The sequence below is a fragment of the Mycobacterium sp. genome (genome assembly GCF_044223235.1).
Lineage (GTDB): Bacteria > Actinomycetota > Actinomycetes > Mycobacteriales > Mycobacteriaceae > Mycobacterium.
The window spans coordinates 183,486-207,221 of sequence record NZ_JBGAME010000007.1; the positions used below are offsets into that span (position 1 = coordinate 183,486).

Here is a 23,736-nt window from a genome sequence, read left to right on the forward strand (position 1 = left end):
GCGGTCGTCTCCGGCCTTCGTCGTGAGTACTCGACTACTCGAATCCGGGAACCGGACGCGCAGCGCGGCACTGGCACCAATCACGTTGCCAAATCAAGGATTTGACTCTCGGAGTGGCCGTCGGCCGTCACCCGGACGATGAACGGCCCGCCACCCAGCGGCCGTCCGCCGTCATCGGTGCCGTCCCACTCCACAACGCGCGTCCCGGTTTGCGGCCGCTTCTCGTCGACGAGGCGCCGGACGTGGCGGGCGAAGCGGTCCCAGACGTCCACGTAGAGCTGGCCGGCGTCGGCCGGGATGTCGGCGTCTATCCGCACCGGAAGCCCGGCGGCGGGGGCGCGTTCGGAGAGCAGCCGCGGTCCACTCACACCCCGCGGGGCGGCGGGCACCGGCTCGGTGGAGTACTGGTAGACACCCAGACCGGAGGCGTAACCGACGCCGGCGTCGCGGAGGAACCGGAACCGGTTGATGAACAGGCCGACGTGGTTGGCGTCCTCCCAGGTCTTCCCGCCGTCGCGGGTGCCGCTCGAGAAGCCGCCCTTGAAGTTCGCCCTCCCCCACCCGCCAACCCATCCGGTGTTCTCGTCGACGAACCCGACGCCCTCGATGTTGGCGTTGCGCTGGGGGTCGACGATGTCGATGCGGGTCCAGCTCTCCCCGCCGTCGACGGTCTTCAGGATCGCGGCGCGCTTGAAATCCTCCAGCGAGATGTATCCGATGCGCTCGTCGAGGAAGTGGATCTTCCACCCCCACTCACCGAGTGGGAAGTCCGCACTGACGGCGGCCGCCTTGTCGGTCCAGGTGCGGCCGCCGTCGGTGGTGCGCAGCACGACGGGCCGCAGGTGACTCCTGGGGTCCTGGGGGTTGGGCGGCTCCGGCAGGGCTGCCTTTCCGCCCACCACCCAGCCGTTCTCCGGGTCGGTGAAATAGGTGTCGATCAGCACCGTGGCGTGTTCGGACATGTCCCAGGCCTGCCAGCTCCGCCCCGCGTCGGTGGTGCGCATCATCCGGACGGGCAGCCCAGGGTCGTTCGTGCCCGATGCATAGGCCACGGATTCATTGACGACGGACAGGCCGCAGACGAACGGCGGGGCGAGCTCGGGCAGCCCGGCGACCCGCGTCCAGGTTGCGCCGCCGTCGAAGGTCTCCAACAGTTGCCGACCCGGCGTGGTCGTGCCGACCCAGCCGCGGGTTTCGGATCCGAATCCGACGCAGCGCAGGTAAAGCGCGGAATGCTCGTCCTGGAACTGCACCTGCCAGGTGGCGAACCCGTCGTCGGTGTGCAGGATCTTGCCGTCGCTGTTCACCGCCCACCCGCGCCGCGCGTCGAGGAACCAGATGTCGTCGGTGCGTGACTTCGCCAGTGGGGCGTTGGTCTGGCGCCAGGCCGGTTCGGTCGGGGCCTGTTCCGGGCAGCCGTCGTCGATCCACCGCTCGATGAACGCGATCTCCTCGGCGGGCACCGCCGGACGGCCCGCGGGCATGCGGCGAATCTCGGCGCCGGCGGGCGGATCGGGCCGGTCGAAGCCGAAGGGTGCCTCCCCCTTCAGCGCCAGCACCAGATGCGAGTGCGCGCCGTCCCCCAGGATGACGAGGTCATGGCCGAACACCGTCATGGCGACGAACTCGTCGCGGGTGACGTCGCGCCAGAATGCGCGGTGGGCGCCGATGCCGGCGTCCGGACCGCCGATGGAATTGTCGAGGATCTCGACGACACGTTGAAAGCTCATGGTGTCCTCCCTCCGGGTAGGCGTTCGGCGGATTGTCGCCGGTCAGTGCCATTGTCGGACGGCAGGAATGACGCGTCCCGAGTAGTCGGCTACCCCACCTCGGGGCCGCGGCACGGGTGTGAGCGGTCGGGTATCACGGCTCGATCAGGCCCGTCCGGATCGCGTAGCGGGTCAGCGCTACTTCTGCGCCGGGCCGCACCAGTGCGCCACCGCGTCCGCGACGTCCGGGGTGTGCGGCAGCCGTTCAGACGCCCAGGCGACATAGCCGTCGGGGCGGACCAGGAAGGCGTCGGGCAGCTCCGGCCGGGAATCGACGGCCTGCACGACGTCGGCCCGGTCCAGGGCCACCGGCGCCGCCGTGACCAGCACGAACCGCCCCCCGCGCAGCAGCTCGTAGAGCCGCGTCCCGTTGCAGTCGATGTCCGCCATCCGCCGGCCCACCAGGGGGTCATCGCCCCTTTCACGCGGGTAGGCGATGCCGATTCCGCTCAGCCGGTCGGCCATCAGCCGCCTGGCGCGCGGGATCCGAACCACCGAGCCGACGGTGAGCGCCATCAGCGCGCGGCGCACCGCCGAGCGGCCGAGCACCAGCCGGTTGAACGCGTCGGTCAGCGCCAGCACGCTCGCGCCGACCGGATGTCGCTCGGATTCATAGCTGTCCAGCAGCCAGGCCGGCGCCGATCCCCGCACGGCGCGGGACAGCTTCCAGCCTAGGTTCATCGCGTCACCGATCCCGGTGTTCATGCCCTGACCGCCCAGCGGCGAATGGACGTGGGCGGCGTCCCCGGCGAGGAAGACCCGGCCCGCGCGGTAGTGGCGCGCCTGGCGCCGTTCGCTGAGGAACCGCGAACTCCACCGCATCTCGCTCATGCCGAAGTCCTCGCCCGCGATCCGGCCGAACGCGTCGCGCATCTCGGCCTCGGTCACCGGTTCGCTCAGCGGCGCCTGCTCGCGCAGCCGGTCCCAGGCGATCGCCCGGTACCAGCCGTCCCCGAACGGCACGACGAGCACCACGCCCCGGTCATTCGTCCTGGCGAACAGCGCATCGTCGGGCGCCCGGGTCAGCCGCACATCGGCCAGCAGAATGTGCGTCTCGTACTGCTTGCCGACGAAATCGATGCCGACCAGGCGGCGCACCGTGCTATGCGCGCCGTCGCAGCCGACGAGGTAGTCCGCCCGCAGCGTCTCACCGGATGCCAACGTTGCGGTGACACCACCGGCGTCCTGGTCCAGTCCGACCACCTCGGCACCCCGGGTCGTCTGGACGCCGAGTTCGTCGGCGCGGGCCTGCAGGACCGTCTCCGTCCCGCTTTGCGGGACCATCAGGACCATCCCGTACTCGGTGGGTAGCTCACGCAGGTCGAGCATCGCGCCACCGGGGGGCGCCACCTGATAGACCGGCAGCCCGCGGGCGAGCAACTGGTCGGCGAGACCGCGGGCATCGAGCAGTTCGAGCGTCCTGGCATGCACGGCGAATGCCCTGGTGATGTTCGGTGTGTCGGTCCGCTCCTCAAGCAGTCGGGCCTGGACGCCACCCAGAGCCAGCTCGCACGCGAGCATCAGACCGGTCGGTCCCGCACCGATTACGAGGACCTCGTTGGGAGCCACCAGAACTCACTCCTCCGCCACAGCGCGGCATTGTATGCGGCGATCGTAGCCGGAACGGCTTCAGTAGACTGGCCACAATCCAAAGCCACTGAGGCTTGACACCCCGACATCTGATCTTCGCCCGAGGGTCATCGCCGAACCGACGAGATCGGAGTGCCTTGCTCGCCATCCTGGTTGCTCACGCGGCCGCCACCGCGTTGGCTCCCCTGCTGGTGTACCGCTGGGGACGGATGGCCTTCTACCCGCTGGCGCTGGTGCCGCTGGGCTCGCTGATCTGGGTCGCCTCGAACTGGCCGTCCCCGGGCCGCCCGCCGACGGTGACGGTGCCGTGGATCCCCGAGCTGTCGATGAACATCGCGCTGCGGTTCGACACGCTGGCCGCGATCATGAGCGTGCTGGTGCTGGCCATCGGCGCGCTGGTGCTGTTCTACTGCGCCGACTACTTCCACCACCCAGCCCGATCTGCTCCTCACGTCCGCGGTGACGGGCACACCGAGAAGCGGCTGCCCAGCTTCGCCGCGGAGCTGGTCGCGTTCTCCGGCGCCATGTTCGGCCTCGTCACGAGCGACAGCATGCTGGTCCTCTACGTGTTCTGGGAGACCACGACGGTGCTGTCGTTCCTGCTGGTCGGGCACTACGCCGAGCGCGCAACCAGCAGGCGGGCGGCCACCCAGGCCCTGTTGGTGACCACGTTCGGCGGTCTGGCGATGCTGGTCGGCATCATCATCCTCGGCAACGCCGCGGGGACCTACCTGCTCTCAGAACTGATCGCGGCGCCGCCGACGGGCACGGCCGCCTCGGTGGCGGTCGTGCTGGTCCTCATCGGCGCGTTGTCCAAATCGGCGATCGTGCCCATGCACTTCTGGCTGCCGGGCGCCATGGCCGCCCCCACCCCGGTCAGCGCGTACCTACACGCCGCGGCGATGGTCAAGGCCGGTGTGTACCTCGTCGCGCGGATGACGCCGGGCTTCGCCGACTCGCCGCCGTGGCGGCCGATGGTGCTCACGCTCGGCGTGCTCACCATGCTGCTGGCGGGCTGGCGGGCGGTGCGCGAATACGACCTGAAGCTGATCCTGGCGTTCGGCACCGTGAGCCAGCTCGGGCTGATCACGGTGATGGTCGGCTCGGGCGGCACCGACATGATGCTCGCGGGCCTGGCCATGCTGTGGGCGCACGCGATGTTCAAGGCCGCCCTGTTCATGGTCGTCGGCGTCATCGACCACGCCACCGGTACCCGTGACATCCGGCGGCTGGCCTGGCTGGGTCACCAGCACAAGCCGCTGCTGGTGATCGCCGCCACCGCGGCGGCAAGCATGGCCGCATTGCCGCCGTTCCTGGGCTTCGTCGCCAAGGAGGCCGATTTCGAGACGGTGCTGCACAGCAGCGCGCTGGGTTCGGCCGCACCGTATGTCCTGGCCGGCATCGTGCTCGGTTCGGTGTTCACCACCATCTACAGCCTGCGTTTCATGTGGGGCGCGTTCGCCAGGAAGGGGCTGCGGGAGCCCAGTGTCCGGGTCGCCGCGATGCACCGCCCCCCGGTCACCTTCCTTGCCGCCCCGGCCATCCTCGCCGCCGCGGGCCTGTTCTTCGGCCTCTGGCCGACTCGTCTCGACATCGTGTTCAGCGAGTACGCCGACACCGTGCCGGGCGGGGACGACGAGTACCACCTGGCGCTGTGGCATGGGGTGGGGCTGCCGCTGCTGTTGTCCGCGCTGGTGCTGACGGTCGGCGCCGTCTCGTTCTTCGCCAGGGCGCGGTTGCGCCGGGCGCGGGTCGGGTACGTGCCGCTGGGTAACGCCGACCGCATCTACGATTCGGTGCTGCGCAGGCTGGACGTGTTCTCGGTGCGGCTGACGGCCGTCACACAACGCGGCTCGATCCCGGCGACCCAATCGGTGATCCTGCTGACGCTGGTGTTCGTGCCCGTCGTGGCGCTGGCCGTGGGTGTACGCGACCGGCCTGACATCCAGTTGTGGGATTCGCCGGTCCAGGCGGTCGTCGGGGCGCTCATGCTGGCCGCAGCGATCGGCGCCCTGGTGCTGCGCAACCGGCTGGCGGCCGTGTTGCTGGTCGGGGTGACCGGTTACGGATGCGGGGCGATCTTCGCCTTTCACGGCGCGCCGGATCTGGCGCTGACACAGTTCCTCGTCGAGACGCTGGTCCTGGTGATCTTCCTGCTCGTGCTGCGCACCCTGCCCGCCGAGTCCGACCGCGCCAACATCAAACGGCACCGGTGGCCGCGTGCGGTGCTGGCGCTGACCGTCGGCGCCTCCGTGACGACGCTGGCCGTGTTCGCCATGGCCGCCCGCAGCGGGCCCGGAATCGCGGAGCTGATTCCAGAAGCGGCCTACGAGCGGGGCCACGGCTCCAACGCCGTGAACGTGCTGCTGGTGGACATCCGGGCGTGGGACACCATGGGCGAGGTGTCGGTGCTGCTCGTCGCGGCCACCGGCGTCGCGTCCCTGGTGTTCCGGCACCGGCGGTTCGGTGCGGCCCCACGGGTTTCCGACGCGGGCCAGCCCGACATCGGGCGGATCGCGGGGTACTCCAAATATCCCGCCACCAGCGACGTGACCTGGCTGCGCGGCAGCGAGTTGCGCGACCCCCGCTACCGGTCGCTGGTGCTCGAGGTCGCGACCAGGATCATCTTCCCGCTCATCATGATCCTGTCGGCCTACTTCTTCTTCGCCGGCCACAACACCCCGGGCGGCGGGTTCGCGGGCGGCCTCACGGCCGGGCTGGCCCTGGTGCTGCGCTATCTCGCCGGCGGCCGATACGAACTCGGCGAGACGCTACCGCTCGACGCGGGCAAGATCCTGGGCGCCGGACTGGCCCTGTCGGCGGGGACCGCGACCGCGTCGCTGTTGTTCGGCGCGCCCGCCCTGTCGTCGGCGATCGTCCAGTTCGACGCGCCGGTGCTTGGCCACATCAAGTTCGTCACCGCGTTGATCTTCGACGCGGGTGTCTACCTGATCGTGGTGGGCCTGGTGCTCGACGTGCTGCGCAGCCTCGGGGCGCGGGTGGATGTCGAGATGGCCGGGCAGGCCAACCGAACGGCGGTCAGGACGTCATGACCGCATACGTGACCCCGTTGGTCCTCATCGGCGGTCTGACCAGCGCCGGCGTATACCTCCTGCTCGAACGCAACCTGACCCGCATGCTGCTGGGATTGCTGCTGATCGGCAACGGGGTGAACCTGCTGATCCTCACCGCGGGCGGCCCGTCGGGCAACCCGCCGATCCGGGGGCGCATCAGCAGCGGGGAAACCGCCACCGCCGATCCGCTGGCACAGGGCATGATCCTGACCGCGATCGTGATCAGCATGGGCATCGCCGCCTTCGTGCTGGCACTGACCTACCGGTCCTATCGGCTGACCACGGCGGAGGAGGTCAGCGACGATCCGGAGGACACCCGCGTCTCGAAGCTGTCCGACGAGGAGGTCGCCGCCGTCGACGAGGACATTCCCGCTCCCGAACCCGCGAAGGACACCGACGCGCCCGACGAACTCGACGCGCTGCCGGGCATGGAGGGTTCGCGATGACCGCCCAGCGAGAAGCCGAAGGCGAATCGCGCATGAACAAGACGACGGCGGGTCGCCGATGAGTGTCGCCGCGGTCCTGATCCCGTTACCGGTACTGATCCCCACCCTTGGCGCCGCGCTGACGCTGTTCGCCGGCCGGCATGCCCGGCTGCAGCGGGCCATCACGCAGGTGGCGCTGTTCGCTGTCGTCGGCGTGTGCGGCGCGCTGCTGTACCTGACCGACCGCGATGGCACCTTGGTCCTCGACGTCGGCGGCTGGGGGGTGTCCGAGCCGGGTATGGGACCGCTCGGGATCACACTGGTGGTGGACCGGCTGTCGGCGCTGATGCTGGTTGTCTCGTCGATCGTGTTGCTGGCGGTGGTCGGCTACGCCATCGGGCAGGGTATCCGCGACGGTGACGAACGCCAGCCCGTGTCGATCTTCCTGCCCACCTACCTGGTGCTGTCGGCGGGTGTGTGCATGGCGTTCCTGGCGGGCGACCTGTTCAACCTGTTCGTCGGGTTCGAGGTGCTGCTGTCCGCGAGCTTCGTGCTGCTGACCATCGGAGCCAGCGCGGAACGCGTGCGCGCGGGGATCTCGTACGTGATGGTGTCGATGGTGTCTTCGCTGATCTTCCTGATCGGCCTGGCGCTGGTGTATGCGGCGACGGGGACGCTGAACCTGGCTGAGCTGGCGGTGCGACTCGAGGGCGTGTCCGGCGGGACGCGGTCGGCGCTGTTCGCGGTCCTGCTGGTGGCCTTCGGCATCAAGGCAGCGGTGTTCCCCCTGTCGACCTGGTTGCCCGACTCGTATCCGACGGCGCCCGCGCCCGTCACGGCGGTGTTCGCTGGCCTGCTGACGAAGGTCGGCATCTACGCGATCATCAGGGCGCACTCGCTGCTGTTCCCCGGCGGCGGGCTGGATTCGATGCTGCTGGTGGCGGCATTCCTGACGATGGTCATCGGCATCCTCGGCGCGATCGCCCAGAGCGACATCAAGCGGTTGCTGTCGTTCACCCTGGTCAGCCATATCGGTTACATGGTCTTCGGGATTGCGCTGTCCACTGAGCTCGGCATGTCCGGGGCGATCTACTACGTCGCGCACCACATCGTCGTGCAGACCACTCTGTTCCTGGTGGTCGGGCTGATCGAGCGGCAGGCGGGCGCGTCGACGTTGCAGCGTCTGGGCGGGCTCGCCGCGGCCAGTCCGGTGCTGGCGTTCTTGTTCGTGGTGCCCGCGCTCAATCTGGGCGGCATCCCGCCCTTCTCCGGTTTCATCGGGAAGGTCGCGCTGTTGGAGGCGGGCGCGGAGAGTGGTTCCGTGCTGGCCTGGACGCTGGTCGGCGGCGGCGTGGTGACCAGCCTGTTGACGCTGTACGTGATCGCGCGGGTGTGGACGAAGGCGTTCTGGCGGGCCCGCATCGACGCCCCGGAGGGCCATCTGTCCGCGGCGGCGCCGGCGGTGCTGCTCGACGACTCCGAGGACATCGAGTTCGCCGACCGCGACAACGTCGGCCGGATGCCGATCGGCATGCTGATCCCCACCGCGGCCCTCATCGTCGTCGGGGTGGTGCTCGCGGTGATGGCCGGACCGATCTTCGCCTACAGCGTCCGCGCGGCCGACCAGGTGCTCGACCAGCAGCAGTACATCACCGCAGTGCTGGGAGGTCCCCGATGAACGCGATGAACATGTGCGCCGAGTGTGCAGCCACGGCGAGTTTTTCGGTGTTTTCTCGCCGTGGGTTCACACTCGGCGGAGAGGCCGCTGACCGGTGAGGACAATCGCGCTGCGGGTGTGGGTGACGTGCTGGCTGGTGCTGGTGTGGATCCTGCTGTGGGGCACGTTCTCGGCGGCCAACGTCATCAGCGGACTCGTGCTGGTCTCGGTGATCACGCTGTGGCTACCGCTGCCCAGGGTGCCTGTGGAAGGACGCGTGCACCCGCTGTCGCTGGCGCGGCTGGCGCTCACCGTCGGCTACTACTTGGTGCTGTCCTCGGCCCAGATCGCGTGGCTGGCGATCAAACCGGGGCCGCCGCCGCTGTCGGCCGTGCTGCGACTACACATCGCGGTCAAATCGGATCTGGTGCTCGCGCTGGCGGCCAACATCTTCAATCTGATCCCCGGATCGATCGTGCTCGAGATCGACCAAGGCCGCCGGATGCTGTACGCGCATGTGATCGACGTCGGCTCGGAGCGGTCCGTGCAGCGGTTCTATCGCCAGGTGGCCGTGATCGAACGGCTGCTCGTCAACACTTTCGAGCGAGAGTCCGATTGGCAGCCCTCGAAGGACCGCGAGGTGGACCAGGAAGGTGCGGATCGCGCATGACGCCCCAGCGAGTAGCGACAGCGGATCGCGCATGAGTACCGTCTGGATCATTGCCGCGGTGCTGCTCGCCGCCGCCGCGGCCGTCACGATGTACCGGTTGCTGGCCGGGCCGAGCACCCTGGACCGGCTCGTCGCGCTGGACACCCTCGTCGCGGTGACGATGTGCAGCATCGGCACCTGGGCGGCGTTCAGCCTGGACACCACAGTGACCTACAGCCTGACGGCGCTGGCGTTGATCAGCTTCGTCGGTTCGGTGAGCGTGGCGCGTTTCCGTGTGCCCGACAACACCAAGCCTCGCCGCAGGAGGGTGCGATGAACGTACTGGACGTCCTGACGGCGGTGCTGATCCTTGGTGGTTCGGCACTCGCGCTGACCGCCGCGATCGGTGTGGTCCGTTTCCCAGACACGCTGTCGCGCATGCACGCGGCCACCAAACCACAGGTTCTGGGTCTGCTGCTGGTCCTGGCCGGTGCCGCAATCAGATTGCGCGACAACAGCGATGTCGGAATGGTCATCCTGACCGGACTGTTCACAATGATCACCGCGCCGGTGATCGCAAACCGCGTCGGCCAGTTGGCCTACCGTGAGCAGAACGTCCGCGACGACCTGCTCACCAAGGACGAGTACGCCGACGAGCCGCCCCGCTGGTAGCCGTCATTCCGACAGCTGGAATTCGACCATCGCCGTGACGGTCGCGACGGCTTCGCTCAGCGCATCGAGCCGCGCAGGCAGAGTCGGCGCCGACAGCACCGAGTAACGGTCGGCCTGCCCCATCGGAACCCGCGATGCCAACGCGTACAGCCGTTCTCCCATCCTGGATTGATTTGTCGGCTGATCCGACCCGAGGAGTTCGTCGCGGCCAGGCAAAGCAACCCCGCGCGCCGCGGCGATGCGTTCGAACAGCCCGACGATCCGATTCTCGAGCTCGTCGACCTCCGAGGTGTTCACGGATGCGGCCGCCTCATCGGGCCACGGCTCGACCAGCGCCCGCGGATAGGGATCGTCGTCGAGCCACTGCCGCACCCGAATACGCTCGGTCATAAGGCATTTCAACCGGTAACGACCGCCGCCCACGTCGTCGCACTCGACGATGCGGGCCAGCGCGCCGATGTCGCTGCGGCGATCGCCGCCACCTACTTCGCGCCCTGCGGCGATGAGCACAACACCGAAGACCGGATCCGTGGCGGCGAGACAGTGCCGCACCAACTCGGTATAGCGCGGCTCGAATATCCGCAGTGGCAACTCCTCGCCGGGCAGCATTGCCACCTCGAGCGGGAACATCGGCGTCGCGGACACCAAGCGCCCTAGAGCTCGAGCTCCCCGACGAGCGCGTCGACGACCGCGCGCAGATCCCCGTCCGTCTCCTCGGCCACGCGGCGCTGCCGCTGATAGGACCCGCCCGTCTGGTAGATGTCGGCCACCCGCGCCAGCTCATCACCGCAGCGCAGCGACTTGGCCACGGGTTCAAGCCGATTCAACAGGTCATCGAGGTCCTCGGTGACCAACCGCTCGTTGCTGTCTGCGTCCAGGATGATGACGGCGTCCAGGCCGTACCGGGCGGCCCGCCACTTGTTCTCCTGCACATGCCAGGGCGGCATGGTGGGCAGTTGTTCGCCCGCGTCGAGCCTGCGGTCCAGATCGACGATCAGGCAGTGGGTAAGTGCCACCAGCGCACCGAGTTCGCCAAGGTTGGACACCCCGTCGAAGATCCGCACCTCGATCGTGCCCAGGTGGGGTGAAGGCCGGATATCCCAACGGATCTCGTTCATGTGGTCGATGATCCCGGTCTTCTTCTGATCGGCGACGAACCCCTCGAACTCCGCCCAGGTCTGAAAGTGGAACGGCAGGCCGGCGGTCGGCAACTGCTGGAACATCATCGCTCGGTTGCTCGCGTACCCGGTGTCCTCGCCGTCCCAGTACGGCGACGACGCCGACAAGGCCAACAGGTGCGGGTACTGGTTGAGCAGCGACGTGATGATCGGCATCACCTTGTGCGCCGAGGAGATGCCGACGTGCACGTGCACGCCCCAGATCAGCATCTGCCTGCCCCACCACTGGGTGCGCTTGATCAGTTCGGCGTATCGCGGGGCGTCGGTGAGCTGCTGCGCCGACCATTTCGCGAACGGGTGGGTGCCCGCACAGAACAGTTCCATGCCGCGATCGCGCACGATGGTTCGAACCGTCGACAGCGTCGCGTGCAGGTCGTCCATCGCCTCGGCGGTGTTGTCACAGATCCCGGTGACGATCTCGACGGTGTTGCGCAGCAGTTCCTTGTGCACGTGCGGGTTCTCGCCGAGATCGGCGATGACGGCGGCCGCCTCGTTGCTCAGGTCGCGCGTGGCGACGTCGACGAGCGCGAACTCCCACTCGACGCCGACCGTGGGCCGCGGTGATCCCGCGAAGTCGATCCGGCTGCTATCCGGCGGTGATGACACCGCACGCCACCCGGCCCCCGGCGTCGCCGGTGGCCATCGTCGTCTGATCGGGGCCCGGGGTGCCGTTGACCTGCTGGTAACGCTCCGCGGGGATGTTGGCGAAGTTGTCGGCGGTCTCGTGGATGATGATCGAGGTCCCCGCGCCGTCGAGCAGCTCCTCGGCCGTCACCGAATCGGTGGTGGTCACCAGCATCGCCGAGCCGTCGCCGCGGACCTGCAATGACGTCAGGTCGCCGCTCGCGGGATGTGCGCTGTGACCGGGGGCCTGGAAGTGCCCGCCCGCGGAGTTGAAGTTAGCGGGCGCACCGCCGGTCGGCGCCACCGAATCGGCCTCGCACTTGCCCACCGAGTGGATGTGCAGGCCGTGGAATCCCGGGCTGAGCTTGCCGGGTTCGGTGGTCTGCACGGTGATCGTCGCGTAGTCGCCGGAGAATTCGAAGTCCGCGGTGGCGGCGGTGGTCCCGTCGGGGGTCTTGATCTCGGCGGTGAGCTTGTCGCCGCCCTCGGCCGCGTGGCCGGCGCTGGCGTGGCCGCCCTCTTCGCCCGGGGGCGCCGCGGGCGACGGCGAGCCGGTCCAGATCGACGGTGTGGTGGCAGGCTCGGTGGCGACCGGCTCGTTTGGGGCACAGGCGCTCAGCACGAGCGCGGGGACGGCGAACATGACGGCGACGGCGACGGGCTTGAGCATGGGCCAAAGCCTAACCGGTGACCGCCACGATCACCCCCGGTGGTTGCTCGGCCAGTTCGGGCAGTCGCGGCTCGACCGGGGCCTCCAGCACCCTGCCCACCTCTTCGGCCGCTTCGCGTTCCCCTGGGGCTTCGCCGAAGTACACCGTGGTGGCCGTCACACTGTCCAGTGTCAGATTGCCCGTTTCGGTGACGTTCCAGCCCGCGTCGCGCAACCGGGTGGCGGTTCCTTCTGCCGCACCTTCGACGGAAGAGATGTTGTAGACGCGCACGTCGGCCTTGGCCGCCTCCTCCGCCGGCGGCGGTTCGGAGGTCGCGGTCGTGGTCGTGATGGCCACCGACGATTCGTCATTGTCGCCGTCGCTGCCGGAGCCCATCGCCTGGAAGCCCACCAGCAGGAAGACCACACCCAGGAACAGCAGCACCATCACCATGGCGCGCAGTGGCAGCCCAGAGGATTCTCGCTGATTCATCACGCCCACTGTATCGAGGGCGCCGACGCCGGCGCCGCGCGCGTTGTCAGGTGAGGTCGAAACCCAGGCGACGCGCCGCCCGGGCCTTCTGCCTGCTCGCCCGCAGCCGTCGCAGCCGCTTGACCAGCATCGGGTCCACCGCCAGCGCTTCCGGCCGATCGACGAGCGCGTTCAGCACCTGGTAGTAGCGGGTCGCCGACATCGCGAACAATTCCTTGATCGCGTCTTCCTTGGACCCGGCGTACTTCCACCACTGCCGCTCGAACGCGAGGATGTCATGTTCGCGACGGGACAGCCCATCGGTGGGATCAGCGTCGTCACCGGATCGTTCAGCCCGCGCCATGGCGCCGTCCATATCGCTCCCTGGACCCTTCCGGCACTCGAAATGACATCGCACGTATTCCGGCGAACATTCAACCACGGGGTGCGCAGATGAGCCGTCACCCAAGCCCGCGAGTCGGCTCACTTAAGCTTGCGATCCATGGCAGTCGTTCCGATCCGCATCGTGGGAGATCCCGTCCTGCACACCGCCACCGAGCCCGTGCCCGTCGGCCCGGACGGTTCGCTGCCCGCAGAGCTCGCCGATCTTATCCGGGATATGTACGACACCATGGACGCCGCGAACGGCGTCGGGCTGGCGGCCAACCAGATCGGGGTTTCCAAACGGCTGTTCGTCTATGACTGCGCCGACGCGCGCGGACGCACGACCCGGCGCCGCGGAGTGGTGGTCAACCCGGTGCTGGAGACCTCTCCGGTTCCCGAGACGATGCCCGACCCAGAAGATGACGACGAAGGCTGCCTGTCGGTGCCCGGTGAGTCGTTTCCGACCGGCAGGGCCGACTGGGCCCGGGTGAGTGGATTGGACGCCGACGGCACACCGATCACCTTGGAGGGCAACGGCCTGTTCGCGCGGATGCTCCAGCACGAGACGGGTCATCTGGACGGCTTCCTCTACATCGACCGGCTCGTCGGCCGCAACGCTCGAGCCGCCAAACGCGCGGTGAAGTCCAACGGATGGGGCGTTCCGGGTCTGACCTGGATGCCGGGCGAGGACCCAGATCCCTTCGGGCACTAGGCCGTGCCCGATCTGCCACCGACCGGGGCGCGGGTAAGTCTGCGCCACCGGCTGCCGCCGGGGTCCGCTACGGCGCTGACCGACGTGATCGGACACCTTGAGGCGGTCTCGCCGGTTGTGGTGGTGCGCACCAGATCCGGTGAGGTGATCGAGGTCGCCCCGGGGGATGTCGTGGCGGTGCGGGAGCTTTCCGACGCACCGGTTCGGGCATCGGCGATCCGCGCCGTCGAACACGCCGCGGCGCTGGCGTGGCCAGGCTTGGAGCACCGATGGCTGAGTGGCTGGTTCCTGCGGGCCGCGAACGGATCGACCAGTCGCGGTAATTCAGCAGTGCCGCTTGACTTTTCAGCGTCTCTTTCGGCTCTGGACGAAGTCGCCGACTGGTATGCCCGGCGCGGGCTGCCTGCCTGGCTGGCTCTGCCGGAGCGGCTGGTGCCGGTGCGCGGCGCCGGCGTCAAGCAGACCAGGGTGATGGTCCGTGACATCTCTGATTTGTCCTCCTCACGTGCGGGACCCTATTTGTCCTCCTCACGTGCGGGACTCTATTTGTCCTCCTCACGTGCGGGACCCACGGAGCTGGGCGGTACGGGCGTCACGCTGCTCGAAGGCCCGGATACCGATTGGCTGACGGTCTACCAGCGCCGGGTGCCGGTCGAGGTGCTGACGGCGGTCGTCGACGGCGCGGTGACGTTCGCCGCGCTGCCCGAAACGGCGGTCGGGCGCGGTGCGGTGACCCTGGCGCCGGATGGCACGCGCTGGCTGGGCATCTCGGCGCTCCGGGTCACCGCCGAACGCCGGCGGCAGGGCCATGCCCGTGCGGTGTGCTCGGCACTGATGCAGTGGGGCGCCGCGCGAAGCGCGACCCGGGTCTACGTTCAGGTGCTGTCCGAGAACACCTCCGCAATCACGCTGTACCACTCGATGGGCTTCCGGTTGCATCACCACCACCGCTACATCGAGGCGGCCGCATTGCTGCGGCCTACGCTGTAGCCCATGCGGCTGGCCACCTGGAATGTGAACTCCATCCGCACCAGGGTGGACCGCGTTGTCGACTGGCTGGAGCGCGCCGACGTCGATGTGCTGGCCATGCAGGAGACCAAGTGCACCGACGCGCAGTTCCCGACGATGCCCTTCGCCGCGCTGGGCTACGACGTCGCGCACGTCGGGTTCAACCAGTGGAACGGGGTTGCCATCGCCTCGCGCGTCGGGCTGGATGCCATCGAGGTCGGATTCGCGGGTCAGCCGACGTGGAGCAGCTCACCGGACGTGCAGGCAGCCGCGGAGGCCCGCGCGCTGGGCGCGACCTGCGGCGGGGTGCGGGTCTGGAGCCTCTACATTCCCAACGGCCGTACCCTGGACGATCCGCACTATGTCTACAAACTCAATTGGCTTGCGGCGCTGCGGGATACGGCATCGCAATGGCTGGCCGACGATCCCGGCGCGCCGATCGCGCTGGTGGGCGACTGGAATATCGCACCGACCGACGAGGACGTCTGGAGCGTCGAGTTCTATCAAGGCCGCACCCATGTCTCCGAACCGGAACGCGCCGCGTTCGACACGATCGTCGACGCCGGGTACGCGGACGTGGTGCGGCCGTTCACCCCGGGACCGGGGGTCTACACCTACTGGGACTACACCCAGCTGAGCTTCCAAAAGCGCCGCGGCATGCGCATCGACTTCCTGCTGGGGTCTCCGGCGCTGGCCGCACGCGTCGCGCACGCCGAGATCGTCCGCGATGAGCGAAAGGGCAAGGGCGCCAGCGATCATGCTCCGGTGCTGGTGGAGCTGGCAGGGGACGTTCACCGCGACTAGTGGGGCACTGCCGCCGATCCCGTCAGAATCTGCACCGTCAACGGCTCAAACACGCTGCCAATGTGCGCGCCGATGAACAATCGTCGTTCACCGAGAGCCAGTTCCGCGTCCTGCCACGCTATGCGGGAGGCACTCGCGAGTTGTCGGGTGGATCGGCTCCGGGTACTTTGGCGGTTATCGCGAAAACCGACCGCTCAGCCGGTCGTCTACACGGTTGCCGAGCCCCGCAGTCTCAGCGACCCAGCGTCTCTTAACCGGACAGCACGACGCCTGTCGTGCGGTGACCGAGGAGCGCTGAATGTCGTTGTCGATAGCCATCATTGGGGCCGGACTGGGAGGTCTGCTACTGGCCCGCACCCTGCACCGCCATGGCATACCCGCCACGGTGTACGAGGCCGAAGCCTCGGCCGGCGCGCGGGCGCAGGGCGGCCTGCTCGACATCCACTCAGACACCGGGCAGGCGGCCCTGCGCGACGCCGGTCTTTACGAGGCGTTTCGGACCCTCATCCGCCCGGGCCACGACGCCAAACGCATCACCGACTGCGACGGCACCGTCCTGTTCGACTGGCCGGGCAGCAGCCGCGGCACCCGGCCCGAGGTGGACCGCGGCGAGCTGCGCGCCATGCTGATCGCCGCGCTTCCTGCCGGCACGATCCGCTGGGGACACAAGGTGACCGGCGTGCTCACCACCTCCGATCGACGCCCCGAGGTGCACTTCGCCGACGGCTCATCAACCTTGGCGGATATCGTCGTGGGCGCGGATGGCGCCTGGTCGAGGGTGCGCCGAAGCGTTTCCGGCGCCGAGCCGGCCTATACGGGCACCTGCTTCGTCGAGATCGACTTTGCCCGTGGGCAACTGCTGTCCCGTCAGGGCGCAGACCTCATCGGGCGTGGCACGCTGATGGCGGTGGCGCCCGGGCAGGGCATCTTGGCCCACCACAACGCCGACGGCACGCTCAGCGGCTACGTCGCGATCAACACCCCGCTTGAACTGGTCGCCTCGGTGGACACCGGTGACCCGGCGGCGATGCGGGCACTGGTGGCTCGGCGCTTCGAGCAATGGGCTCCTGCCCTGACCACGCTGGTCTTGGACAAGATGAGCGATCCCGTGCTGCGCCCGATCTACGCGTTACCCATCACGCATCGCTGGGACCGGGTGCCAGGCGTGACGTTGATTGGCGACGCTGCCCACCTAATGTCGCCGTTCGCCGGCGAGGGCGCCAATCTCGCCATGTTCGACGGCGCAGCGCTGGCCCTGCAGATCGCCGCGCACCCCGCCGATGTCGAGGAAGCGCTGTCCGCCTACGAGAACACCCTCTTTCCCCTTAGCGCTGAGGTTGCCGAGCGCAGCGCAGCGAACCTGCAGCGGTTCTTCGGTCCTGACGCACCCCGCAGCACCGTCGACCTATTCGCCCACTTGCTCACGCGAACGTCCACCGAGTCGCGGCATCGACGAGCGCCGTCGCACCCACCCCCTGTCCCGTCATCGTTCCTCTTATCACCTGTGACGCCAGCTATGAGGTGTGGTCCGAACGCGACGGCCGCCCGATCGGTCCGGTCCAGCCGACCGTCAGTATCTGCCACAGCCGTCGGTAGCCCCTAGACGCGTGCGTAGGCTCGAACCTGCACCTATAACGAAGGACTCATGACTATGAAGGCAACGGTCACCCCCGAGGCGGAATCCGCCATCGCCGACATCGCCACGCGCTACAGCCTGTCCCGCGAGGCGGTCCTGGCAATGCTGTTCGCATTGCACACCGGCGGCGGCACCATGGCGCAGTTCTCCATCCCAGAACTCGGCGGTTCGGGGCAGTGGATGCGCGGCGGCATGACGATGGTCGGCGACATGTTCGACAACGCGCTCAAGGCTCGGGTCGACGCGCTGTGCAACGAACTGTCCCAACTCCTGACTACCGAGACCGTGTTTCCCGCCTCCGCGTCGCGCGCGCAGTCGGGCTTCACCGCCGCCTATTGGTGGCCGGCCGATCTCGGCGTACCGTCCGCCACCGGCGGGCAGAACGACGCACGATACGCGGTCTTCCCGGGAACGCGCCGATTGGTGATCCAGATAAACGGTGTCACAAAGGTTTTCGACACCGGTGACCACCAGATCGGCGGCGTGCAACAACAGCAAGGCGGCGGATTCGGGACGGTGCAGTTCACCAGCCAGCTCGGCACCTTCGACGTGTCGAGCCTGCGTGAACTCGGGGAGCAGCAGGTCGCCGAGACCGCCGCCGCGGCGCCAGCCCCCCGGTATCCCGCCACCTCGGGGGGCCAGTCGCAGTCGCAGTTCCAGACCTCCCCGGCGCAGCCTTCGCCGGGCCGGTCGCAGTACCAGACCAGGTCGGCGCCACCTTCGCCGGGCCAGTCGCAGTACCAGACCACCTCGGCGCCGCCTTCGGCGCCGAGGCACCAGGCGCCACCGCCGCCCCCTGCGCACGCGCAGACGACCCCGCCGCAACCAGCGGCCCCCGCAGAGCCGAGCCCGGCGCCGCAAGCCGCAGCCCACGCGCAGGCCGGCCCACCCCCGTCCTCCCCGGCCGGGGACCCCGCAACCATCGTGGCGGCCATCGAGTCACTGGCCGGCCTGCATCAGCGCGGCATCCTGTCCGACGAGGAGTTCGCCGCGAAGAAGGCGGAGCTGCTCGCCCGGCTCTGAGCCGCGGGCGCTTTGACCGGTGGCGGCATTCTCGAGTCGCAGCACTTGGCGGTGCTTGCTCACGCCGAGTGCTGCGTGAGGGCTGTACCGCCGACGGATTTCACGACCACTGTGCGGAAGTCGGCGCGGGGAGGCAGAAGTTGATCACGCCTCGTTGTCGGCGCCCGGAGCGGTGGCGTATCGGCCGGGGTTGACCATCGAGGCGATCGCGCCGATGAGCATCATCACGGCCGCCGCGGTGAACACCACCGTCAGCCCGGCGTGGAACGGCTCGGTGATGAGTTCTGGGAAGAAGGTCTGACCGGTCAGCACCTCCGCGTTGACGCCGGGCTGGTGCAAGGCGTCGTACGGCGCGAGCAGTTCGGCGATCGGGTTGTAGCCGAGGAACGCCGCGAACAGGCTGCCCACCGGGGGCAGGTTGGCGACGTCGTGGGCGACGGTCGCCGAGACGCCCTGCTGCTGCAGCCCAGCGCTCAGTGCGCCCGGCAGCGTGTTCGCCAACCCGACGATCATCAGCGAGAAGAACACCCCGATCGACAGCGACGATCCGGCATTGAAGAACGTCGCCCGCACCCCGGACGCGGCTCCACGCTGGGCCGCCGGCACGCTCGACATGATCGCGGCGGTGTTGGGTGCGGTGAAGATGCCGCCGCCAAGACCGTTCAGGAAGACCAGCAGGGCGAACACCCGGTAGTCGAAGTTCACCGGAATCATCACCAGCGCGAGGAAGGTCGCGGCCATCAGCAACATGCCGCCGACGGTGAACGGGCGGGCGCCGAAGCGATCCGACAGCGATCCGGCGAGCGGGCCCGCCACCAGGAACCCGACGGTCATCGGCAGCATGTAGATGCCCGCCCACAGCGGGGTCGACTCGAAGCTGTAGCCGTGCAACGGCAACCAGATGCCCTGCAGCCAGATGATCAGCATGAACTGCAGGCCTCCCCGGCCGACCGAGGACATCAGCCCGGCCAGGTTCCCCATGCCGAACGCCGTCGACCGGAACAGCCGGATGTCCACCATCGGCTGAGCCACCCGCAGCTCGACAAAGCAGAACACGACCAGCAGCAGCAAACCCACGGCGATGGAGCCGAGCACCCACGGATTCGTCCAGCCGGTGGTGGCCGCACCGTAAGGCTGAATGCCGTAGGTGATCCCGATCAGCAGCACGGTGAGGCCGACGCCGAACGTCAGCGTGCCGATCCAGTCCAGCCGTCCGGGGGTGCGGCTGCCGAGTTCCTTGAGGGAGCGCAGGCTCCAGATGGTGCCGAGGATGCCGATGGGCACCCCCACCCAGAAGATGGCCTGCCAGTGGATCTCCGAGAGCACACCGCCGATCAGCAGACCGAGGAACGATCCCGCCACTGCGGCAACCATGTTGACGCCGAGGGCCATACCGCGCTGGTTGGCGGGGAAGGCGTCGGTGAGGATGGCCGAGGACGAGGCCATCAACATGGCCCCGCCGACACCCTGCACCACGCGCCAGGCGATCAACCAGATCGCGCCGCCGTCCAGATGGAAAGGGTCGAAGGACAGGGCGATGGCGGCCAGCGTGAAGACGGCGAACCCGACGTTGTAGATCCGGACCCGCCCGTACATGTCGCCGAGCCGGCCGAACGGGACGACCAGCACGGCGGTCACCACCAGATAGCCCATCAGCATCCACAGCAGGTAACTCACGTTGCCCGGCGCCAGCGGGTTCAGTCCGATGCCGCGAAAAATGGCGGGCAGCGAGATCAGCACGATTGAGGCGTTGATGGTGGCCAGCAAGGTGCCCAACGTGGTGTTGGACAGCACCACCCACTTGTAGTGGGGGTGGTCGTGGTCCATCCTGCTGCGCCTGCGGGCGGTCTCGGCCGCCGCGTCGTCTGCCCCCGTGTTGTTCAAGGCCGTGTTGTTCAAGGCCGTGTTGTTCAAGGTCATGTCGCGCGAGGTCGGCGCAGGTTTCGTCATCTCGATCTCAGTCGTCATCCCGGTCCAGTCACATCTCGAAAATCCCAAAACACATATATTAGCTATACAAATCATCTCCAGGCAATTCCTATTCCCCCTTTCAGGTTCGTCGCCGCCTGCGCTAGGTTGGAGACGGCCAATCACCAACCACGCGGGAGCGCGCGCCTTGGCGCGCTGAGAGGACGGCTGGAGCACCGAGTGCTCCGCACGGTGCCGTCGACCGTACGAACCTGACCGGGTAATGCCGGCGTAGGGAGATGACAATGAGTTCTGTTTCTCGTGTTTCGCATGCCTTCTCGATGCAGTCCGACACCGTCACCACCGGCCCCATCACGGGCAGCTCCAAGATCTATCGGGACCTCGACGCCGTGCCCGGCGCCAGGGTGCCGTTCCGCAGGGTGCACCTGACCAACGGGGATCACCTCGACCTCTACGACACCTCGGGTCCGTACACCGATCCCGGGGCCGATATCGACCTCGACGGCGGTCTGCCGCCGCGACCCGGCGTCGTGCACGACCGCGGCACCCAGCTGCAGCGCGCGCGGGCGGGTGAGATCACCGCCGAGATGGCGTTCATCGCTGCGCGCGAGGACGTCTCACCCGAGCTGGTGCGCCGGGAGGTCGCCGCGGGCCGGGCGGTGATCCCGGCCAACCACAACCATCCCGAAGCCGAGCCGATGATCATCGGCAAGGCGTTCGCGGTGAAAATCAATGCCAACATCGGCAATTCGGCCGTCACGTCCTCGATCGCCGAGGAGGTCGACAAGATGGTGTGGGCCACCCGGTGGGGCGCCGACACGATCATGGACCTGTCCACCGGCAAGGACATCCACCTCACCCGCGAGTGGATCCTGCGCAATTCGCCGGTGCCGGTCGGGACCGTGCCGATCTACCAGGCGCTCGAAAAGGTCAACGGCGATCCCACCGCGCTGACGTGGGAGATCTACCGCGACACCGTGATCGAGCAATGCGAGCAGGGCGTCGACTACATGACCGTGCACGCCGGGGTGCTGCTGCGCTACATCCCGCTGACGGTCAAGCGGGTCACCGGGATCGTCAGCCGGGGTGGCTCGATCATGGCGGCCTGGTGCCTGGCGCATCACCGGGAGTCGTTCCTCTACACGAGGTTCGAGGAGCTCTGCCAGATCCTGGCGCGCTACGACGTGACGTTCTCGCTCGGCGACGGGCTGCGACCCGGTTCCATCGCCGACGCCAACGATGCGGCACAGTTCGCCGAGCTGGAAACCCTGGGCGAGCTGACCAGGATCGCGAAATCCCATGGCGTGCAAGTGATGATCGAGGGCCCGGGACACATCCCGATGCACAAGATCGTCGAAAACGTCAGGCTGGAAGAGCAGCTGTGCGAGGAGGCCCCGTTCTACACCCTCGGGCCGCTGGCCACCGACATCGCGCCGGCCTACGACCACATCACCTCGGCGATCGGCGCGGCCATCATCGCGCAGGCCGGTACCGCGATGCTGTGCTACGTCACCCCGAAGGAACACCTCGGCCTGCCCGACCGCAAGGACGTCAAGGACGGCGTCATCGCCTACAAGATCGCCGCCCACTCTGCCGATCTGGCCAAGGGCCATCCCCGCGCCCAGCAGCGTGACGACGCATTGTCCAAGGCGCGCTTCGAATTCCGGTGGCAGGACCAGTTCAACCTGTCGCTGGACCCCGACACCGCCCGGGCGTTCCACGATGAGACGCTGCCCGCCGAACCCGCCAAGACCGCGCACTTCTGCTCCATGTGCGGCCCGAAGTTCTGCTCCATGCGGATCACCCAGGACATCCGCGAGACCTACAAGGACGAGATCGACAGCGTCATCCAGGACGGGATGGAGCAGAAGTCGCAGGAGTTCGCCGAGCACGGTAACCGCATCTACCTGCCGCTGGAGGCGGCCGTGCCAGAATCGACACCGTGAACGTGCTTCCGTTGACGCCGCCGGCGCAGACCCCCCTGCGGGTCATGACGATCGCCGGGTCGGACTCGGGCGGCGGCGCGGGGATCCAGGCCGACATGCGTACCTTCGCGATGCTCGGCCTGCACGGCTGCGTCACCGTCACCGCGGTGACGGTGCAGAACTCGGTGGGCGTCAAGGCTTTCCACGAGATTCCGCTCGATATCATCGCTGGTCAGATCGGCGCCGTGGTGTCCGACATCGGGATTCAGGCGGCCAAGACCGGCATGCTGGCGTCGTCGGAGATCATCACCACGGTGGCCGAGACCTGGCGGGCGGAAGGACTTGACGGCACGACTCCGCTGGTGGTCGACCCGGTGTGCGCCTCCATGCACGGCGATCCACTGCTGCATCCCAGCGCACTGAATTCGATTCGCACCGAACTATTTCCGCTGGCCACCCTGGTGACACCGAACCTCGATGAGGTGCGGCTACTCACCGGGATCGACGTCATCGACGCCGAGTCCCAACGCGACGCCGCCCGCGCGCTGCATGCGTTGGGACCGCAGTGGGCGCTGGTCAAGGGCGGCCATCTGCGGTCATCGTCGGCCAGCCCCGACCTGCTCTACGACGGCACCGATTTCTACGAGTACGACGCGCCGCGGGTGGCCACCGGCAACGACCACGGGGCGGGCGACACGCTCGCGGCCGCCGCCACATGCGCGCTGGCCCACGGCTACCAGATCCCCGACGCCGTCGCATTCGCGAAGTCCTGGGTGACCGAATGCCTCAGGGCCGCTTACCCGTTGGGACACGGCCACGGCCCGGTGTCGGCCCTGTTCCGGCTGCACGAACTGCCATGAACCGGCGATGAACCTCGACGCGATCGCCGGGGTGGCGCACCGGCCGGACGGGGATCCGCGGGGCACCGTGGTGCTCACCCACGGTGCGGGAGGCAGTCGTGAATCGCCGATGCTGATCCGGATCTGCGACGAGTGGGCCCGCCGGGGCTGGCTGGCGGTGCGCTTCAACCTGCCCTACCGCAGGCGCCGGCCGAAGGGCCCGCCGTCGGGGTCGGCCAAGGCCGACCAGGAAGGCGTCGCCGAGGCGATCGAATGGGCGCGCAGCCTGGGCCACGGCCCAGTGATGGCAGGCGGCCATTCCTATGGCGGGCGCATGACGTCGATGGTGACGGCATCCGGCGTCGCGCCGGATGTGCTGACGTTGTTCTCCTATCCGCTTCACCCGCCGGGCAAACCCGAGCGGGCCCGCACCGAGCACCTGCCGGATATCACCACACCGACGGTGTTCACGCACGGGACCTCCGACCCGTTCGGCACGATCGACGAACTGCGCGCGGCCGCGGCGCTCATCGCGGCGCCGACCGAGGTCGTCGAGATCACCGGCGCACGTCACGACCTCGGGTCGAAGTCCCTCGATGTACCCGGCCTTGCGGTCACCGCGGCGCTACGGTTGCTCGCGTGACGACGCCTCCGGAGCAGCCGGGGGGGGGGGGCGCCGACCCCCCCCCCCCCCCCCCCCCCCCCCCCCCCCCCCCC

At 68.3% G+C, this 23,736-nt stretch carries 22 protein-coding genes; 14 read left to right on the forward strand and 8 right to left on the reverse strand.

Features of this window, described 5'->3' with window-relative positions:
• Window positions 1–80: 80 nt before the first annotated feature.
• Both ADBZ6K_RS12980 and ADBZ6K_RS12985 read right to left on the reverse strand, forming a co-directional pair.
• Window positions 81–1,730 carry a YCF48-related protein gene (locus ADBZ6K_RS12980; RefSeq protein ID WP_526347187.1) on the reverse strand — a complete coding sequence of 550 codons (1,650 nt, stop codon included), beginning with the start codon at window positions 1,728–1,730 and terminating at the stop codon, window positions 81–83.
• Window positions 1,731–1,907: 177 nt separating this feature from the next.
• A complete protein-coding gene (locus ADBZ6K_RS12985) occupies window positions 1,908–3,338 on the reverse strand; it encodes an FAD-dependent oxidoreductase (protein WP_526347189.1) in 1,431 nt (476 codons plus the stop codon).
• A 158-nt stretch (window positions 3,339–3,496) separates the two neighbouring features.
• Here ADBZ6K_RS12985 and ADBZ6K_RS12990 point away from each other — a divergent pair, with 158 nt between their 5' ends.
• The 6 genes from ADBZ6K_RS12990 to mnhG all read left to right on the forward strand — a co-directional run bounded on the left by ADBZ6K_RS12990 (window position 3,497) and on the right by mnhG (window position 9,836).
• Entirely contained in the window at window positions 3,497–6,412 is a 2,916-nt protein-coding gene (locus ADBZ6K_RS12990; RefSeq protein WP_526347191.1) for a Na+/H+ antiporter subunit A, read from the forward strand.
• The gene (locus ADBZ6K_RS12995; protein WP_526347193.1) at window positions 6,409–6,879 is read left to right on the forward strand and encodes a Na(+)/H(+) antiporter subunit C; all 471 of its coding nucleotides are present in this window, start codon (window positions 6,409–6,411) and stop codon (window positions 6,877–6,879) included. Before ADBZ6K_RS12990 ends, ADBZ6K_RS12995 begins: the two co-directional genes overlap by 4 nt.
• Before the next feature lie 58 nt (window positions 6,880–6,937).
• On the forward strand, window positions 6,938–8,536 hold the full coding sequence (locus tag ADBZ6K_RS13000; RefSeq protein WP_526347195.1) for a Na+/H+ antiporter subunit D: 1,599 nt from the start codon (window positions 6,938–6,940) through the stop codon (window positions 8,534–8,536).
• Window positions 8,537–8,630: 94 nt separating this feature from the next.
• The gene (locus ADBZ6K_RS13005; protein WP_526347197.1) at window positions 8,631–9,185 is read left to right on the forward strand and encodes a Na+/H+ antiporter subunit E; all 555 of its coding nucleotides are present in this window, start codon (window positions 8,631–8,633) and stop codon (window positions 9,183–9,185) included.
• Window positions 9,186–9,216: 31 nt separating this feature from the next.
• Window positions 9,217–9,501 carry a monovalent cation/H+ antiporter complex subunit F gene (locus ADBZ6K_RS13010; RefSeq protein WP_526347199.1) on the forward strand — a complete coding sequence of 95 codons (285 nt, stop codon included), beginning with the start codon at window positions 9,217–9,219 and terminating at the stop codon, window positions 9,499–9,501.
• Window positions 9,498–9,836, forward strand: coding sequence for a monovalent cation/H(+) antiporter subunit G (gene mnhG / locus ADBZ6K_RS13015; RefSeq protein WP_526347201.1), 339 nt, complete (start codon window positions 9,498–9,500; stop codon window positions 9,834–9,836). The genes ADBZ6K_RS13010 and mnhG overlap by 4 nt, the downstream gene beginning before the upstream one ends.
• A gap of 3 nt (window positions 9,837–9,839) precedes the next feature.
• Here mnhG and ADBZ6K_RS13020 read toward each other — a convergent pair whose 3' ends face one another.
• The 5 genes from ADBZ6K_RS13020 to napA are packed head-to-tail and all read right to left on the reverse strand — an operon-like array spanning window position 9,840 to window position 13,135.
• Window positions 9,840–10,481, reverse strand: a complete 642-nt coding sequence (locus ADBZ6K_RS13020) for an LON peptidase substrate-binding domain-containing protein (protein ID WP_526347203.1) — start codon at window positions 10,479–10,481, stop codon at window positions 9,840–9,842.
• Between the two features lie 8 nt (window positions 10,482–10,489).
• Complete coding sequence (locus tag ADBZ6K_RS13025; RefSeq protein WP_526347205.1) at window positions 10,490–11,620, reverse strand: glutamate--cysteine ligase; 1,131 nt, start codon at window positions 11,618–11,620, stop codon at window positions 10,490–10,492.
• Window positions 11,601–12,308 carry a superoxide dismutase[Cu-Zn] gene (gene sodC / locus ADBZ6K_RS13030; protein ID WP_526347207.1) on the reverse strand — a complete coding sequence of 236 codons (708 nt, stop codon included), beginning with the start codon at window positions 12,306–12,308 and terminating at the stop codon, window positions 11,601–11,603. Before sodC ends, ADBZ6K_RS13025 begins: the two co-directional genes overlap by 20 nt.
• Window positions 12,309–12,318: 10 nt before the next feature.
• Complete coding sequence (locus ADBZ6K_RS13035) at window positions 12,319–12,780, reverse strand: LytR C-terminal domain-containing protein (protein WP_526347209.1); 462 nt, start codon at window positions 12,778–12,780, stop codon at window positions 12,319–12,321.
• Window positions 12,781–12,826: 46 nt separating this feature from the next.
• Window positions 12,827–13,135 (reverse strand): nucleoid-associated protein NapA, encoded by a 309-nt coding sequence (gene napA, locus ADBZ6K_RS13040; RefSeq protein ID WP_526347211.1) that lies wholly within the window; start codon window positions 13,133–13,135, stop codon window positions 12,827–12,829.
• A 126-nt stretch (window positions 13,136–13,261) separates the two neighbouring features.
• Here napA and ADBZ6K_RS13045 point away from each other — a divergent pair, with 126 nt between their 5' ends.
• The 5 genes from ADBZ6K_RS13045 to ADBZ6K_RS13065 all read left to right on the forward strand — a co-directional run bounded on the left by ADBZ6K_RS13045 (window position 13,262) and on the right by ADBZ6K_RS13065 (window position 18,326).
• Complete coding sequence (locus tag ADBZ6K_RS13045) at window positions 13,262–13,855, forward strand: peptide deformylase (protein WP_526347213.1); 594 nt, start codon at window positions 13,262–13,264, stop codon at window positions 13,853–13,855.
• Window positions 13,856–13,858: 3 nt separating this feature from the next.
• On the forward strand, window positions 13,859–14,845 hold the full coding sequence (locus ADBZ6K_RS13050; protein ID WP_526347215.1) for an N-acetylglutamate synthase, CG3035 family: 987 nt from the start codon (window positions 13,859–13,861) through the stop codon (window positions 14,843–14,845).
• Window positions 14,846–14,848: 3 nt separating this feature from the next.
• Window positions 14,849–15,667: an exodeoxyribonuclease III gene (locus tag ADBZ6K_RS13055; protein ID WP_526347217.1), complete on the forward strand. Its 819-nt coding sequence runs from the start codon at window positions 14,849–14,851 to the stop codon at window positions 15,665–15,667.
• Between the two features lie 298 nt (window positions 15,668–15,965).
• Window positions 15,966–17,270 carry an FAD-dependent oxidoreductase gene (locus tag ADBZ6K_RS13060; protein WP_526347219.1) on the forward strand — a complete coding sequence of 435 codons (1,305 nt, stop codon included), beginning with the start codon at window positions 15,966–15,968 and terminating at the stop codon, window positions 17,268–17,270.
• A gap of 48 nt (window positions 17,271–17,318) precedes the next feature.
• Window positions 17,319–18,326 carry an SHOCT domain-containing protein gene (locus ADBZ6K_RS13065; RefSeq protein ID WP_526347221.1) on the forward strand — a complete coding sequence of 336 codons (1,008 nt, stop codon included), beginning with the start codon at window positions 17,319–17,321 and terminating at the stop codon, window positions 18,324–18,326.
• Between the two features lie 144 nt (window positions 18,327–18,470).
• Here ADBZ6K_RS13065 and ADBZ6K_RS13070 read toward each other — a convergent pair whose 3' ends face one another.
• Entirely contained in the window at window positions 18,471–20,246 is a 1,776-nt protein-coding gene (locus ADBZ6K_RS13070; RefSeq protein ID WP_526347258.1) for an MFS transporter, read from the reverse strand.
• 329 nt (window positions 20,247–20,575) lie between these two features.
• On the opposite strand from ADBZ6K_RS13070, the gene thiC reads away from it, so the two are divergent.
• The 3 genes from thiC to ADBZ6K_RS13085 are packed head-to-tail and all read left to right on the forward strand — an operon-like array spanning window position 20,576 to window position 23,662.
• Window positions 20,576–22,201, forward strand: coding sequence for a phosphomethylpyrimidine synthase ThiC (gene thiC / locus ADBZ6K_RS13075; protein ID WP_526347260.1), 1,626 nt, complete (start codon window positions 20,576–20,578; stop codon window positions 22,199–22,201).
• Window positions 22,198–23,040 carry a bifunctional hydroxymethylpyrimidine kinase/phosphomethylpyrimidine kinase gene (gene thiD / locus ADBZ6K_RS13080; protein ID WP_526347223.1) on the forward strand — a complete coding sequence of 281 codons (843 nt, stop codon included), beginning with the start codon at window positions 22,198–22,200 and terminating at the stop codon, window positions 23,038–23,040. The genes thiC and thiD overlap by 4 nt, the downstream gene beginning before the upstream one ends.
• Window positions 23,041–23,047: 7 nt before the next feature.
• Complete coding sequence (locus ADBZ6K_RS13085; protein WP_526347225.1) at window positions 23,048–23,662, forward strand: alpha/beta hydrolase family protein; 615 nt, start codon at window positions 23,048–23,050, stop codon at window positions 23,660–23,662.
• The last annotated feature ends 74 nt before the right edge of the window (window positions 23,663–23,736 follow it).

Excerpts from the sequence above, each read along its gene's own strand:
- ADBZ6K_RS12980 (WP_526347187.1), bottom strand. The coding sequence starts at position 1,730 with ATGAGCTTTCAACGTGTCGTCGAGATCCTCGACAATTCCATCGGCGGT.
- ADBZ6K_RS12995 (WP_526347193.1), top strand. The coding sequence starts at position 6,409 with ATGACCGCATACGTGACCCCGTTGGTCCTCATCGGCGGTCTGACCAGC.
- ADBZ6K_RS13000 (WP_526347195.1), top strand. The coding sequence starts at position 6,938 with ATGAGTGTCGCCGCGGTCCTGATCCCGTTACCGGTACTGATCCCCACC.
- ADBZ6K_RS13010 (WP_526347199.1), top strand. The coding sequence starts at position 9,217 with ATGAGTACCGTCTGGATCATTGCCGCGGTGCTGCTCGCCGCCGCCGCG.
- mnhG (WP_526347201.1), top strand. The coding sequence starts at position 9,498 with ATGAACGTACTGGACGTCCTGACGGCGGTGCTGATCCTTGGTGGTTCG.
- sodC (WP_526347207.1), bottom strand. The coding sequence starts at position 12,308 with ATGCTCAAGCCCGTCGCCGTCGCCGTCATGTTCGCCGTCCCCGCGCTC.
- ADBZ6K_RS13035 (WP_526347209.1), bottom strand. The coding sequence starts at position 12,780 with ATGAATCAGCGAGAATCCTCTGGGCTGCCACTGCGCGCCATGGTGATG.
- napA (WP_526347211.1), bottom strand. The coding sequence starts at position 13,135 with ATGGACGGCGCCATGGCGCGGGCTGAACGATCCGGTGACGACGCTGAT.
- ADBZ6K_RS13045 (WP_526347213.1), top strand. The coding sequence starts at position 13,262 with ATGGCAGTCGTTCCGATCCGCATCGTGGGAGATCCCGTCCTGCACACC.
- ADBZ6K_RS13055 (WP_526347217.1), top strand. The coding sequence starts at position 14,849 with ATGCGGCTGGCCACCTGGAATGTGAACTCCATCCGCACCAGGGTGGAC.
- ADBZ6K_RS13060 (WP_526347219.1), top strand. The coding sequence starts at position 15,966 with ATGTCGTTGTCGATAGCCATCATTGGGGCCGGACTGGGAGGTCTGCTA.
- ADBZ6K_RS13065 (WP_526347221.1), top strand. The coding sequence starts at position 17,319 with ATGAAGGCAACGGTCACCCCCGAGGCGGAATCCGCCATCGCCGACATC.
- ADBZ6K_RS13070 (WP_526347258.1), bottom strand. The coding sequence starts at position 20,246 with ATGACCTTGAACAACACGGCCTTGAACAACACGGCCTTGAACAACACG.
- thiC (WP_526347260.1), top strand. The coding sequence starts at position 20,576 with ATGCAGTCCGACACCGTCACCACCGGCCCCATCACGGGCAGCTCCAAG.
- ADBZ6K_RS13085 (WP_526347225.1), top strand. The coding sequence starts at position 23,048 with ATGAACCTCGACGCGATCGCCGGGGTGGCGCACCGGCCGGACGGGGAT.